Consider the following 13,819-nt stretch of genomic DNA (forward strand, 5'->3'; position numbering starts at 1 on the left):
CATGGATTTGAATCCAGCTACGGGTCAAAACCGAGTTCTGTTTGAACGCTTCCATCTCGACCTTCCATTACTGCTGGGGATACTGGTGCTAATGGGATTTGGTTTGGTGGTAATGTACAGCGCAAGTGGACAAAGCTTAGCGATGATGGACCGCCAGGCAATGCGTATGGGGCTTGCTCTTGGAGTCATGCTTTTCTTGGCACAGATCCCGCCACGAACCTATGAAGCTTTAGCACCACTCATGTTTGCAGGTGGTGTGATATTGCTGCTCGGCGTGCTGTTTTTTGGTGAGGCATCCAAAGGCGCTCAACGTTGGCTAAATTTGGGTTTTATTCGCTTCCAGCCTTCAGAGTTACTTAAGCTAGCAGTACCACTTATGGTGGCTCGCTATATTGGTAAGCGCCCACTGCCTCCGACATTCCAGACACTGGTCATCTCGTTAGTCATGGTGTTTGTACCGACGATTCTGATTGCTAAGCAACCAGACTTAGGCACCTCAATACTGATTGCGGCGTCAGGGATCTTTGTTATTTTCCTCGCTGGTATCAGTTGGAAAATCATTTTTGCGGCAGCATGTGGTCTCGGCGCATTTCTGCCTATCCTGTGGTTTTTCTTGATGCGTGAGTATCAGAAGGTGCGGGTAAGAACTCTCTTTAACCCTGAATCAGATCCTCTTGGCGCGGGTTACCACATAATCCAGAGTAAAATTGCTATTGGCTCCGGAGGGATAGCAGGTAAAGGCTGGTTACAAGGTACTCAGTCACAGCTTGAGTTTCTTCCAGAGCGTCACACTGACTTTATCTTCGCTGTTATTGCTGAAGAATGGGGGTTAATCGGTATCCTTATACTGCTGAGCTTGTACCTGTTTATCATCGGTCGTGGCTTAGTATTAGCCAGTAAAGCCCAAACAGCCTTTGGCCGTATGATGGCTGGTAGTATTGTGCTTAGCTTCTTCGTTTACGTATTCGTAAATATCGGCATGGTAAGTGGTATTTTACCTGTTGTTGGCGTTCCACTACCATTAATCAGTTATGGTGGCACTTCCATGGTGACACTAATGGCCGGTTTCGGGATATTGATGTCTATCCACACCCATAGAAAAGCATTTTCGAAGGCAATTTAAATGATTAACAAGCAACTACTGCTTACTCTTGTTTCAGCTAGTATCGTGTTAGCGGGCTGTTCTTCAGCCCCATCTAAGCGCTACTCCATTGATGATGATATTGCACCGGATGCACCAATTTCTGTCGATCATATTGAAGATGCAACGCCACAATACGAGTCTTACAGTCTCGGCGGTAACAGCGATTACACCCTTAGAGGTAACCGCTATACCATAATCAAAGACCCGCAAGGTTTTAAAGAGGAAGGTATTGCTTCGTGGTATGGCAAGAAGTTTCATGGCCACTTAACTTCAAATGGTGAAGTGTATGACATGTACTCTATGTCAGCGGCACATAAAGAGTTACCCATCCCTAGTTACGTTAAAGTGACCAACAAAGACAACGGAAAAACCGCAATTGTCCGAGTTAACGACCGAGGTCCATTCCACCCGGGACGTATCATTGACCTTAGCTACGCTGCTGCAACGAAGCTAGACGTAATTAAAACGGGCACTGCAAATGTTGCCATCGAAGTAATTACCGTAGATAAACCAACCCAGACACATAAGCAGGAAGCCCTGTCTAAGTTCGCGGTTCAGGTTGCATCTTCACAACATCAGGATCGCGTTGAAACTTTAGCGCAAGATCTGAGTCAAAAGCTATCGGTGAAAAGTTACGTCAATTCGACTAACGACACTCACCGCGTCTTTTTAGGCCCTTTCGACGATTATATGTCGAGCCAAAAAGCATTAGAAAGAGTGAAAGAACTGGGTTATACCAGTGCTTTTATTAAATCCCACTAGTCCTCAATCCAGTGTACCCCTATTCCTATACTGGCTTGAGCGATTGATTCTGTTAAGATATGGACAGTTAACGATAAACCTGTAGTCAATATGAAAAAAACAACGCTCATTAAATCAGTTTTTGCGTCTTCTATTGCGCTTTCTGCAACCTTCGCATCTTCTGCATTCGCATCACCAATTGTGGTTCCGGACGCGCCTCAAATCGCAGCTAAAGGCTACGTTTTGATGGATTATCATTCAGGTAAAGTACTTGCTGAAAAAGAGATGAACACTAAGCTCTCTCCAGCAAGCTTAACTAAAATGATGACCAGCTACGTAATCGGTCAAGAACTGGAACGTGGTAACATCTCACTACAAGATGACGTGACCATCAGCAAGAACGCCTGGGCGAAAAACTTCCCTGATTCTTCAAAGATGTTTATTGAAGTCGGTACTACGGTAAAAGTTGAAGATCTTAACCGCGGCATCATCATCCAGTCTGGTAACGACGCTTGTGTTGCTATGGCTGAGCATATCGCAGGCTCTGAAGATGCGTTTGTCGATCTGATGAATGCTTGGGCTGATACGATTGGTATGAAGGACACTCACTTCGCTAACGTCCACGGCCTGGATAACTCAAACCTATACTCGACACCTTACGATATGGCTCTACTTGGTAGCGCGCTAATTCGTGACGTACCTGAAGAGTACCGCATCTACTCAGAGAAGAAATTCACATACAACGGCATTACTCAGTACAACCGTAATGGCCTTCTTTGGGACAAGAGCATGAATGTGGACGGTATTAAAACCGGCCACACAAGTAATGCGGGTTACAGCCTTGTAAGCTCTGCAACTGAAGGCAAAATGCGTCTGGTTGCGGTAGTAATGGGTACTAAGAATGCTAACGCGCGTAAGTCTGAAAGCAAAAAGCTTCTTAGTTATGGTTTCCGCTTCTTCGAAACAGTAGCGCCACACAAAGCAGGTGAAACTTTCGTTGAAGAAAAAATCTGGATGGGTAATAAGGACACCGTTGCGCTAGGTCTTGACCAAGACACTTACGTTACTCTTCCACGCGGACAGGCGAAAAACCTCAAAGCGAGCTTCATCCTTGAAAAAGAACTTGAAGCCCCAATAATGAAAGGTGACGTAGTTGGTAAGCTATACTACCAACTAGAAGGTGAAGATATTGCCGAGTACCCACTACTTGCTCTTGAAGACGTAGAACAAGGTAGCCTATTCAGCCGCCTATGGGATTACATTGTGATGCTGTTTAAAAGCTTCCTTTAATCCAAGTACTTAGCTTTGAAAAAGCCGCCTAGTGCGGCTTTTTTAGTTATCTCATTTACTGCCAGCGCTAGCCACATCTTGAGATCATCATCGATAGACAGTAATATTCCGCGCTGCTAACAACGACTTTCCAACTTGGAGTTACAACATGCTGAACATTAACTCAGATGCAAAACTGAAAGACCTGCTTGAGTTCCCTTGTTCTTTCACATACAAGGTAATGGGCTACGCTAAGCCAGAGCTACCAGAAAAGGTTCTTGAAGTGATCCAACGCCATGCTCCAGGTGATTACAGCCCAACAGTAAAGCCAAGTGCTAAGGGTAATTACCACTCTGTATCGATCAACATCACTGCAACTTCAATCGAACAGGTTGAAACGCTGTACAAAGAGCTCGGTGAGATCGACATCGTACGCATGGTGCTATAACAAAATTTGAATTTATTCAATTTTTATTGAAAGCAGCGCAAGCTGCTTTCTTTTTAGATATCAAGTAGATAAATATCCTGCAAAAACTCTAGGGTTAAAAATGTGTTACTGGCATATAGTTCAATAACCAGAAGCAGTTTATAATCTTGCCACTTTACTAACCGACGATGGAAGAGCGGAATGCAGAACCAGCTTGTTGTGAAGCACCTTGGCAGACAGGACTACCAACCTATCTGGCAAGCGATGCATGATTTCACTGACAATCGAACAGAAGAGACCCCTGATGAAGTATGGCTTGTAGAGCACAACCCTGTCTTCACTCAAGGTCAAGCAGGCAAAGCAGAACATCTCCTTAACACAGGGGATATTCCGGTGGTTCAAAGCGATCGTGGCGGACAAGTCACATACCATGGCCCAGGCCAGTTAGTCGCTTACTTCCTTATCAACCTTCGTCGTAAAAAGCTTGGTGTCCGAGATCTCGTCACTCATATAGAGAACCTCGTAATCAATACACTAAAAGCTTACAATATCGAGTCTGCCGCTCGCCCGGACGCCCCAGGCGTTTACGTTGACGGCAAAAAGATTTGTTCCTTAGGGCTTAGAATCCGTAAAGGTTGTTCATTCCACGGCTTGGCACTTAACGTCAATATGGACTTATCGCCCTTCCAACGTATCAACCCTTGTGGTTACGCTGGAATGGAAATGGTTCAGGTAAGCCAGCTAGGCGGACCTGACGATGTCGCTCAAGTTGAGACAAAGCTAGTCGAAGAGCTGGTGACTTTACTTGGTTATGACCACGTAGAACTAAATAAAGCCGCGAAATCGGCAAGCAACAACGAGAAGTAAGAGAAGCATGAGTAAACCAATCCAAATGGAAAAAGGCGTTAAGTACCGCGACGCTGACAAAATGGCTCTGATTCCTGTAAAGAACATGCCTACAGAGCAGAAAGAAGTTCTTCGCAAACCAGAGTGGATGAAGATTAAACTGCCTGCTGACAGTCAGCGTATTCAGGACATCAAGTCTGCAATGCGTAAGAACAACCTGCACTCCGTTTGTGAAGAAGCTTCATGTCCAAACCTGGCAGAGTGTTTCAACCACGGTACGGCAACCTTCATGATCCTTGGTGCCATCTGTACTCGTCGCTGCCCATTCTGTGATGTTGCCCATGGCCGCCCTCTTGCTCCTGAAAACGATGAACCACAAAAGCTGGCAAAAACAATTCAGGATATGAAACTGAAGTACGTGGTTATTACATCGGTTGACCGCGACGACCTACGTGACGGCGGCGCTCAGCACTTTGCTGACTGTAACCGTGAAATCCGTGCGCTTAATCCGAACATCAGGATCGAAACTCTGGTACCCGATTTCCGTGGCCGCATGGATGTTGCTTTAGAGCTTCTTAAAGACAACCCACCAGATGTATTCAACCATAACCTTGAAACAGCTCCACGCCTTTACCGTAAAGCGCGTCCGGGTGCCAACTACAAATGGTCATTAGAGCTACTTAAGAAGTTCAAAGAGCAGCACCCAGAGATCCCAACCAAATCTGGCTTGATGATGGGTCTTGGTGAGACAAAAGAAGAGATTGTTGAAGTATTGAAAGATCTGCGTGCCCACGGTGTTACCATGCTAACACTAGGTCAGTATCTGGCACCGAGTCGTCACCACCTTCCGGTTGAACGTTACGTACCACCATCAGAGTTTGATGAGCTGAAAGAGATTGCTCTGGAGCTTGGCTTTACTCACGCTGCGTGTGGTCCATTCGTGCGTTCTTCATACCATGCAGACCTTCAGGCGCAAGGTGTAGAAGTTAGCTAATTTAAGCAACTTATTTAGTAAGGGTCGACATAATAAGTCGGCCCTTTTTATTATCGATTCTTGAATGAAACCCAACACTTCTATAGGCTTAACAGACAACTATTACTACTATGCCTAGTCAGGTATGTATTCCAAGGAACTAGTATGAAAAAGTTTGGATTAGCTGCAATCGCACTGGCCGCGCTAACTGCAGGCTGTGCTTCAAATACAAAGCAAGACAATTTTCGTGAGGCTTCTTTCGAGCTTTGTAATACCGAAGTTGATATCTACTCTGTAAGTGATGACGGTCGTGTACGTATTGTCTGCTCAGACGGCTCTAAGTTCGCATTAACTGATGAGAGCACGCTAGAAACCATGCGCGACATCAACATTGATTACTGCGACGGTGAAGGTTTAGGTAAATTCAACGAAAGTAGCAAATACTATTCGTTCAAGTGTAAGTCTGGCACCCTGCTTAGTCTGCCTAAGTAAGCAATAACCAACTTATAGTGAGGGCTGATGTGAAAACATCAGCCTTTTTGTTTCAGAAGCAAATAACTCGGCTACTTAAAAGTACGCACAGAAATTACTTTGCCATTGCTACCGCCCATTGCCGTAACCGCAACTTCGAGAGAGTTCATCGAAACTATCCCATTCGGCGAACAAATCACAAACACATACGCGCAAGAGAACCGATCCTCAAACGGCATAGGAATTTTATTCCAGTAAAACTCACTCGCCTGCGATTCAACACGAAACTTACGATAATCGGCCGGAGCAGTCGAACCTCGCTGTTTCGCAATATGGGCAACAAACACACGGTCCTGAGATTTATCAACACCGACCGCCATCTCACAGCCACTGAATGGGCCTGACGCCATCCAACCAACTCCTGAGCCTGTATTACGTCCAATCACCGCTTTGGTCTCTGCATATGGCACCCAAACACCGCGATCAGCCGCTGCATCATCCCGAGTAAGAATATACTTGCCGTTATTTTCGATGATGCTCACCCCATACTGCTTCTCTAAATAGCCTTTAGGGCTATCATCAGGCTGGCTAGTTAAACGGATATCCATTTCGATATCTTTGCCAATCAGCTTGGTTAGATTCTCTTTTGTAGGCCTCATTCAAATCTTCCTCTTGGGTCTGCCAACACTCACTTTATATAAAATCAAACTAGTGATTATTCAAATTTGTAGCCAAACGTTGAGACAAGTGTAGGATTTCAAAGAATAAGTCTGTAAGAAACAAGGTTTACTGCTACGCAGTGATAACGAGTTTTAACGTAGGCTATCTGCCATAAAAATGAGTCCAGTCACGTTCAAGAACAACATAAACAGTGTGTCCAAAAATGCAAAAAGCCCCAATAAAGGGGCTTTAGGTATTTTGAACTGAGTTGGCTCTAGTTCAAGGAAAAGGCGCGGAGTTTACCTAAAAGAAAAGCTCCCTGACGGGAGCTTTCAGTGTTTTCAAAGTAGATGAGTGAAGTTCAAGGAGAACACACGGAGTTTGCGCTAGCAAATGAGTATGTACGACACCGAAATTCGCTCACTCTACGCAGAAAAGTTAAGCGTAAACTGGTAGACGCTTACAAATATCTAAAACCTTCGCTTTAGTCGCTGCGATAACTTCCTCGTTGCCGATGTTATCCAGTACATCACACATCCAGTTCGCTAGCTCTTTCGCGTCTTCTTCTGTAAAGCCACGACGAGTAATTGCTGGAGAACCTACACGGATACCTGATGTAACGAACGGGCTACGAGGATCGTTTGGTACTGAGTTCTTGTTTACTGTGATGTTTGCTGCACCTAGTGCTGCGTCTGCGTCTTTACCTGTAATGTCTTTGTCGATTAGGTCAACAAGGAACAGGTGATTCTCTGTACCGTTAGAAACGATTTTGTAACCGCGCTCCTGGAACTGAGCAACCATAGCTTTTGCGTTCTTCACTACGCGAGCCTGGTATGCTTTGAACTCTGGCTCCATTGCTTCTTTGAACGCTACTGCTTTACCTGCGATAACGTGCATTAGTGGACCACCCTGACCGCCAGGGAATACTGCTGAGTTCAGCTTCTTGTACATCTCTTCGCCCGCGTTAGACAGGATTAGACCACCACGTGGACCTGCTAGCGTTTTGTGCGTAGTTGTCGTTACAACGTGAGCGTGTGGAACTGGCGTTGGGTATTCGCCTGCTGCAATCAGACCTGCAACGTGCGCCATGTCTACGAACAGGTAAGCGCCTGCTTTGTCTGCGATTTCACGCATGCGAGCCCAGTCTACGATTTGAGAGTAAGCTGAGAAGCCACCAATGATCATCTTTGGCTTGTGCTCAAGAGCTAATTGCTCCATCTCGTCGTAGTTGATCTGACCTGCTTCGTCGATACCGTAAGGAATAACGTTGTAGTGCTTGCCTGAGAAGTTAACTGGTGAACCGTGAGTCAGGTGACCACCGTGTGCCAGGCTCATACCTAGTACTGTGTCGCCTGGGTTTAGTAGTGCCATGTAAACGGCACTGTTTGCCTGAGAGCCTGAGTGTGGCTGAACGTTCGCGTACTCACAACCAAATAGCTGACAAGCACGATCAATAGCTAGAGCTTCCGCTTTATCAACGTACTCACAACCACCGTAGTAACGCTTGCCTGGGTAACCTTCAGCGTATTTGTTCGTTAGCTGAGAGCCTTGCGCTTCCATTACACGTGGACTTGTGTAGTTTTCCGAAGCGATAAGCTCAATGTGTTCTTCCTGGCGAAGAGTTTCTTCTTGAATTGCTGCGAACAGTTCCGCATCGTAATCTGCGATGTTCATATCACGCTTTAGCATCTGTATCTCCTGACTCAGATTAAGACTTAAAATTGCAAAAAAACTGACTTTTGACACTCACGCAAACGTTTGCATCAAGCTAATGACGCGCATTCTACATAATTTGATCTTTGCCATAAAGAGAAAATTTAAATTTTTCTCATGCAGTTTTTTCATAATGCTTTACAAGGAATCTCATGTTGAGCACTTATCTGGAGCTTGGCTCTGCTAAGTGTCAATTCTATCCTTTACACCCCGTAAAACGATAATTACATAGGTTTACCTTAAATTTCCCTCTCAAGCTACCGAAATCCTATTTTTTTAAATAGTATGCACGCCATTATTTACTTGTTAAATTTCAAATTGATGGAAAAACACTCAAGAAAAGAAGATTGGGTCGCAATTTTAACTGGCACCTTTTTAGTCGCCCAAGGCTTTTTCTTTCTCCAGTCAGCGTCGTTACTGACCGGGGGTACTGCCGGACTGGCGCTGTTAGCAAGCCAGATGACCAGCTTTTCGCTCGGTACCTTGTACTTTGTTGCTAACTGTCCATTCTACTTATTAGCGTGGAAACGATTTGGTTCGCGATTTGCGATCAACAGTGCTATTTCTGGCGCTCTTGTCTCTGTTATTACTGACCATCTGTACCTGGTGATCAGTCTGGATACAATAAATCAGGTTTACTGTGCGGTTGCTGGCGGTCTACTGATGGGACTGGGTATGCTGATTCTATTCCGTCACCGCTCTAGTCTGGGTGGCTTTAATGTGCTGTGTCTGTTTATTCAGGACAAGTTTGGTATCTCAGTGGGCAAATCTCAATTAGCGATTGATTGTGCAATTCTGTTTGCCTCTTTCTTCTTTGTTGCCCCAGAGGTAATCGGCCTGTCGATTCTCGGTGCTATCGCATTAAACCTTGTGTTAGCAATGAACCATAAGCCAACGCGTTATAGTGTGAATTACGGTTAAAGAGCTGGAGAGCTCCAGTTTTCCCGAAGCGAAGCGTTCTAGCCTCCCATAAGCGAAGCGCCCTCGTATTCTCGAGGGCGCTATCTGTTCTACGGACGTATCCTGCTTCTACCCCAGCTCACCATGTGAAGTACGTGCTTTGACATCATGACTTAGCTCTTTATTCAGCTCAGCCTCAACATGTCCTGGCGCTTGGGTACTTTGTGAGATCAAGCGATACATCGCAGGGATAACAAACAGTGTTACCAAGGTGGCAAAGCCCATGCCGAAGAAAATCACTGTACCAACCGCTACGCGACTTTCGTAACCAGCCCCCGTTGAGAGAATCAGTGGTACTGCTCCAGCCAAAGTAGTAAACGCTGTCATCATGATAGGACGCAAACGACGAGCAGATGCATCAACAATCGCTTTTTCAAACTCAATACCACGGTCACGCAGTTGGTTAGCAAACTCTACGATCAAGATACCGTTTTTGGTCACCATGCCAATCAGCATGATCATACCTATCTGGCTATAGATGTTGAGCCCCTGCCCCATTAAGAACAGTCCTAGGAAACCACCAAACACCCCCATAGGAACAGTGAACATCACCACCAACGGGTTGATAAAGCTTTCAAACTGCGCAGCAAGCACCAGATAAGCAACCAACAAGGCCAGCGCAAACACCATTAAGATACTCGACTGATTCTCTTTGTAGTCCTTAGACTCACCAGAGTAGCTTACAGAGATATCACTCGGCAGCAGTTCAATCGCTTGTTGGTCAAGGAAGTCCAGCGCCTCACCTAGGGTGTAACCATCGGACAGGTTGGCAGTGATAGTGACCGACTTTTGCTTGTTGTAGTGCGAGAGTCTAATGGATGACGCTACCTCTTCGATCTTCGTCACTGCATCCAGTGTCACCAATTCACCAGAGTCGGTACGCATATAGATCTGGCTTAAGTCTGCCGCATTGTTAAAGCTGTTCTCATCACCACGCAAGTAAACATCGTACTCTTCACCACGCTCAACAAAGGTGGTTTCACTCTTACCACCAAGCATGATTTCGAGAGTATCAGAGATATCCTGAACACTAATTCCTAATTCTGCAGCACGCTGCTTGTCGACACTGACAACCAACTCAGGCGTTTTCTCTGAGTAGTTGATGTCACTGCCTTCCATAAACGGCGACTCCTCAGCAAGTTGCTCCAGCTTTTCCGCCCAAGTTTTGAGCTCAGTATAGTCAGAGCCACCAAGAACGAACTGAACAGGCTCACTTGAACCACCACGGAAACCGGGCATAAATGGGAAGACACGTACATCAGCCATGCCAGCCAATGCTTTACGCACTTCTCCCAGCGCCTGCTGAGCAGTGACATCACGATCATTCCAGTCTTCAAGAATCATGATCACAAAGCCAGTCTGGTCACCCGCGTTACCGCCAAATGCTGGCGATTGAATGCTGAAAGATTTTAGGAAGCCCTGACCAAGCAATGGCATCAGACGATCTTCAACAATGTCCATATTAGCTGCCATACGATTGTAACTGGTCGCATCGGCACCACGAACGAAGGCAAAAATAACCCCTCTGTCTTCAGAAGGTGTTAACTGAGCCGGCACCTGCTGCATTAATCCCCAACTACCGCCAATACATGAAATGATGATCAGTGGAGCCGCCCATTTCCATTTAAGCGCCCCTTTAAGCACTTTACGGTAAGCAGACTCGAGGCGGCCAAACATATCATCAATCAACAGATTGAAACGATTTGGTTTCACGTTGGCTTTGAGCAATTTACTACCCAGAACCGGGGTCAGCGTCAGAGCAATTAGCGAAGAGAAAATCACTGACATCGCCAACAACACTGAGAACTCAGTAAACAACAGGCCAACCATGCCGTCCATAAAGGAGATCGGCAGGAATACCATAACCAGTACTAAAGTCGTCGCGACAACGGCAAAGCCCACTTCTCGGGTGCCTTTATAGGCTGCAAGTAACGGCTTCTCACCGTTCTCAATGTGGTGGAAAATGTTTTCGACCACAACAATCGCGTCATCAACCACCAGGCCAATCGATAGGATCAATGCCATCAGGGTGATCAGGTTGATCGAGAAACCAAAGTAGTAAGCGGCGATAAATGATGAGATCAGTGATACAGGAACCGTCACCGCTGGGATCAATGTCGCTCGCGCCTGACCAATAAAGATATAGAGCACCAGAATAACCAGACCACCGGTAATAAACAGGGTGCTGTACACTTCTGCTATCGAGCGTTCAATAAACACCGTTGAATCATAATCGATCGCCAGACGTGTGCCTTGAGGAAGAAACTTCTGAATGTTTTCCACTTCTTTATGAACTAAGTCAGCAACCTCTAGCGGGTTAGCATCTGATTGAGGCACGATGCCCATACTGACGTTAACAACACCGTCGCTCTTAAAGGTCGAATTCTCGTTTTCTGCGCCTATGTATACGTCTGCGACGTCTTTAAGGTAAATCGGCGTATTGTCTGATGCACGCTTTACGACCAGGTACTCAAAATCTTCAGCCTGGTTGTAGCTACGAGCAGTACGCACCGACATAACAATCTGGTCGTTACGCACTTCACCGCCTGGGCTTTCAATATTCTCACTGCGCAATGCTGAGGTAATGTCTGACGTAGTGACGCCTCTACCCGCCATCTGAGCAGGTTTGAGCTTGACGTACATCACCTTGTACAGACCGCCAGATATATCGACCGAGCTGACACCTGAGATAAGGCTGAACCTGTCCATAAGTACACGCTCAACATAGTCCGTCAATTGAGTACGGTCCATCTCCGAAGAGCTGAGGTTGATATATAAAGAAGCCTCACCTGAACCATTGTTCTTGAATACAACAGGATCATCCGCTTCATCAGGCAACGAACGTTGTGCTCGCGCCACTGCATCACGGACATCGCTCACACCAGTATTAAGGTCATAACCAAGATCGAAGGTAATGGTAATTCGCGACATACTGTTACGCGTGGTAGACGATATCTCATCGATACCGCTAATACCTGACAACTGATCCTCGAGCACCGAAGTTATCTGGCTTTCAATAATGGTTGCTGACGCCCCTTCATAACGAGTACTGATCGATACTACCGGGCTTTCGATATCCGGCATCTCACGTACAGCAAGCTTGTTAAATGAGACGATACCAAACACACACAACAATAAACTCAGAACGACCGCAGCAACCGGTCTTTTAACCGAAACATCTGACAGTAACATTAGTGAGTTCCTTGTTGAGGCTGTGATTTCTCTTTAGGACGGCCATCGCTACCCAATTCTGAAACCTGCACGCCATCGCGCATATTGACGATCCCTTGTACGACAATTTTGTCGCCGATCGATAAACCCTGTTCAATCACGACGAGGTTATCGACACGAGCGCCAAGAAATACCTGAGTACGTTTGGCTTTGTTCTGTTCATCAATCACGTAAACGTAGCGTTTGGTACCTGAGTACTCTAGGGCCTGAACTGGAATAATTGGTGCTTCAATCGCAGGGAAGTCCATGTCCGCCGACACTAGCATGCCCGGTTTCAAATCATTTGCGCTGTTAGTGAAGTGAATTCGAACACGCAGGTTAAGTGTTTCCTGATTAATACGAGAGTCAATCGCCACCACTTCACCATCGAATACTTTATCTGGCCAAGCTGCTGTAGTAGCTGTGACTTTCATGCCTTTAGAAAGTTGTGATAAGTAACGCTCCGGAACCTGAAGATCCATTTGCATCACAGATAGGTTATCCAACGTCAGTAAGTCTTCCCCTGCGGTAACCATTTTGCCGCGACTGAAGTCAATAAAGCCGACTGTCCCATCAAACGGGGCTGTGATATGAAGATCTTTAAGGTTCGCATTGGCCGCGTCAAGACGAGCTTGGGCAATCTCTACACTCGCCTTTTGAGCATCAATTTCTGTTTGTGTAATGGCATTGCGCTTTACCAAGCGCTCAAACTCTTTCAGCTTACGCTGTTCATCTTTAAGGTAAGCCTTAGCTTCAGCCACAGATGCGCGCGCCTTATCATCATTCAATTGAATAATTAGCTGGCCTTGCTCTACGACTTGATTGGCTTTGACCGCAATTGTGTCTACTTTACCGGCAACTTCCGGAGAGATTTCTACCGACTGCTCAGCGTCTAACTTGCCAACCAAAACAAGAGATTGAGAAACATGGTGGGTTTGAACAAGTTCAGTAACAACCGTAACTGTCGTAGGGCCCTGTCTCTTTGCATAAGAGGCTGGCGCTGCTGCAAGAATAGACAGAGACAGAAGACTCAAAACAATTTTATTTTTCATGGTTAGATTCTGCATAAATAAACTAGCTGTATTGTATCCGCTTATACCCTTTATGAACGTCAAGTAATGTAAAGAGCGAGAAATATTATGTAAGTAAAGCCGTTGATTGTTTGAGCTTTATGGTCAATTCCTGGCATCTTTGTCGAAAAAGGCATCATTCAATTCAAAAAACTAAGAAAAGGCTTTACAGCTTTTACGAGTTTGCTATGATGCGCTCCGCACTTGAGCAATGTGTTGGGAAAACTTACCAAGTATAAAATACCCTGGAGGGGTTCCCGAGTGGCCAAAGGGATCAGACTGTAAATCTGCTGGCACTGCCTTCGATGGTTCGAATCCGTCCCCCTCCACCATAT

Annotated in this window: 12 protein-coding genes and 1 tRNA gene; 9 read left to right on the forward strand and 4 right to left on the reverse strand. The window is 45.8% G+C overall.

All coding sequences use genetic code 11. The features are described from left to right. The first annotated feature begins 1 nt into the window (after window position 1). From rodA to RH46_RS21565, 7 genes are all read left to right on the forward strand, one after another. Window positions 2–1,123: a rod shape-determining protein RodA gene (gene rodA / locus RH46_RS21535; RefSeq protein WP_006881645.1), complete on the forward strand. Its 1,122-nt coding sequence runs from the start codon at window positions 2–4 to the stop codon at window positions 1,121–1,123. Next, window positions 1,124–1,906 carry a septal ring lytic transglycosylase RlpA family protein gene (locus RH46_RS21540; protein WP_006881646.1) on the forward strand — a complete coding sequence of 261 codons (783 nt, stop codon included), beginning with the start codon at window positions 1,124–1,126 and terminating at the stop codon, window positions 1,904–1,906. Window positions 1,907–1,996: 90 nt separating this feature from the next. Further along, window positions 1,997–3,175, forward strand: coding sequence for a serine hydrolase (locus tag RH46_RS21545; protein WP_006881647.1), 1,179 nt, complete (start codon window positions 1,997–1,999; stop codon window positions 3,173–3,175). Between the two features lie 148 nt (window positions 3,176–3,323). Beyond that, the gene (ybeD, locus tag RH46_RS21550; RefSeq protein ID WP_006881648.1) at window positions 3,324–3,602 is read left to right on the forward strand and encodes a DUF493 family protein YbeD; all 279 of its coding nucleotides are present in this window, start codon (window positions 3,324–3,326) and stop codon (window positions 3,600–3,602) included. A gap of 180 nt (window positions 3,603–3,782) precedes the next feature. After that, entirely contained in the window at window positions 3,783–4,448 is a 666-nt protein-coding gene (gene lipB / locus RH46_RS21555) for a lipoyl(octanoyl) transferase LipB (protein WP_006881649.1), read from the forward strand. Between the two features lie 7 nt (window positions 4,449–4,455). Then, window positions 4,456–5,421 (forward strand): lipoyl synthase, encoded by a 966-nt coding sequence (lipA, locus tag RH46_RS21560; protein WP_006881650.1) that lies wholly within the window; start codon window positions 4,456–4,458, stop codon window positions 5,419–5,421. A gap of 144 nt (window positions 5,422–5,565) precedes the next feature. After that, the gene (locus tag RH46_RS21565; RefSeq protein WP_006881651.1) at window positions 5,566–5,892 is read left to right on the forward strand and encodes a hypothetical protein; all 327 of its coding nucleotides are present in this window, start codon (window positions 5,566–5,568) and stop codon (window positions 5,890–5,892) included. A gap of 71 nt (window positions 5,893–5,963) precedes the next feature. Here the strand turns inward: RH46_RS21565 and RH46_RS21570 are convergent, their stop codons facing one another. Then, on the reverse strand, window positions 5,964–6,530 hold the full coding sequence (locus tag RH46_RS21570; protein WP_006881652.1) for a hypothetical protein: 567 nt from the start codon (window positions 6,528–6,530) through the stop codon (window positions 5,964–5,966). Between the two features lie 439 nt (window positions 6,531–6,969). Next, entirely contained in the window at window positions 6,970–8,220 is a 1,251-nt protein-coding gene (gene glyA / locus RH46_RS21575; protein WP_006881653.1) for a serine hydroxymethyltransferase, read from the reverse strand. Between the two features lie 345 nt (window positions 8,221–8,565). On the opposite strand from glyA, the gene RH46_RS21580 reads away from it, so the two are divergent. Continuing rightward, window positions 8,566–9,165, forward strand: a complete 600-nt coding sequence (locus tag RH46_RS21580) for a YitT family protein (protein WP_006881654.1) — start codon at window positions 8,566–8,568, stop codon at window positions 9,163–9,165. A gap of 108 nt (window positions 9,166–9,273) precedes the next feature. Here the strand turns inward: RH46_RS21580 and vexH are convergent, their stop codons facing one another. Beyond that, complete coding sequence (gene vexH, locus RH46_RS21585; RefSeq protein WP_006881655.1) at window positions 9,274–12,396, reverse strand: vibriobactin export RND transporter permease subunit VexH; 3,123 nt, start codon at window positions 12,394–12,396, stop codon at window positions 9,274–9,276. Then, window positions 12,396–13,466, reverse strand: coding sequence for an efflux RND transporter periplasmic adaptor subunit (locus RH46_RS21590; RefSeq protein WP_006881656.1), 1,071 nt, complete (start codon window positions 13,464–13,466; stop codon window positions 12,396–12,398). The genes vexH and RH46_RS21590 overlap by 1 nt, the downstream gene beginning before the upstream one ends. A gap of 265 nt (window positions 13,467–13,731) precedes the next feature. On the opposite strand from RH46_RS21590, the gene RH46_RS21595 reads away from it, so the two are divergent. Continuing rightward, window positions 13,732–13,816, forward strand: a tRNA-Tyr gene (locus tag RH46_RS21595). Window positions 13,817–13,819 lie beyond the last annotated feature (3 nt).

Origin of the sequence: Vibrio brasiliensis LMG 20546 (assembly GCF_000189255.1) — a bacterium.
GTDB classification, from domain to species: domain Bacteria; phylum Pseudomonadota; class Gammaproteobacteria; order Enterobacterales; family Vibrionaceae; genus Vibrio; species Vibrio brasiliensis.

Coding starts and splice junctions, on each gene's coding strand:
- RH46_RS21570 (WP_006881652.1), bottom strand. CDS start 6,530: ATGAGGCCTACAAAAGAGAATCTAACCAAGCTGATTGGCAAAGATATC.
- lipB (WP_006881649.1), top strand. CDS start 3,783: ATGCAGAACCAGCTTGTTGTGAAGCACCTTGGCAGACAGGACTACCAA.
- RH46_RS21590 (WP_006881656.1), bottom strand. CDS start 13,466: ATGAAAAATAAAATTGTTTTGAGTCTTCTGTCTCTGTCTATTCTTGCA.
- RH46_RS21540 (WP_006881646.1), top strand. CDS start 1,124: ATGATTAACAAGCAACTACTGCTTACTCTTGTTTCAGCTAGTATCGTG.
- RH46_RS21565 (WP_006881651.1), top strand. CDS start 5,566: ATGAAAAAGTTTGGATTAGCTGCAATCGCACTGGCCGCGCTAACTGCA.
- vexH (WP_006881655.1), bottom strand. CDS start 12,396: ATGTTACTGTCAGATGTTTCGGTTAAAAGACCGGTTGCTGCGGTCGTT.
- rodA (WP_006881645.1), top strand. CDS start 2: ATGGATTTGAATCCAGCTACGGGTCAAAACCGAGTTCTGTTTGAACGC.
- RH46_RS21580 (WP_006881654.1), top strand. CDS start 8,566: ATGGAAAAACACTCAAGAAAAGAAGATTGGGTCGCAATTTTAACTGGC.
- RH46_RS21545 (WP_006881647.1), top strand. CDS start 1,997: ATGAAAAAAACAACGCTCATTAAATCAGTTTTTGCGTCTTCTATTGCG.
- ybeD (WP_006881648.1), top strand. CDS start 3,324: ATGCTGAACATTAACTCAGATGCAAAACTGAAAGACCTGCTTGAGTTC.
- lipA (WP_006881650.1), top strand. CDS start 4,456: ATGAGTAAACCAATCCAAATGGAAAAAGGCGTTAAGTACCGCGACGCT.
- glyA (WP_006881653.1), bottom strand. CDS start 8,220: ATGCTAAAGCGTGATATGAACATCGCAGATTACGATGCGGAACTGTTC.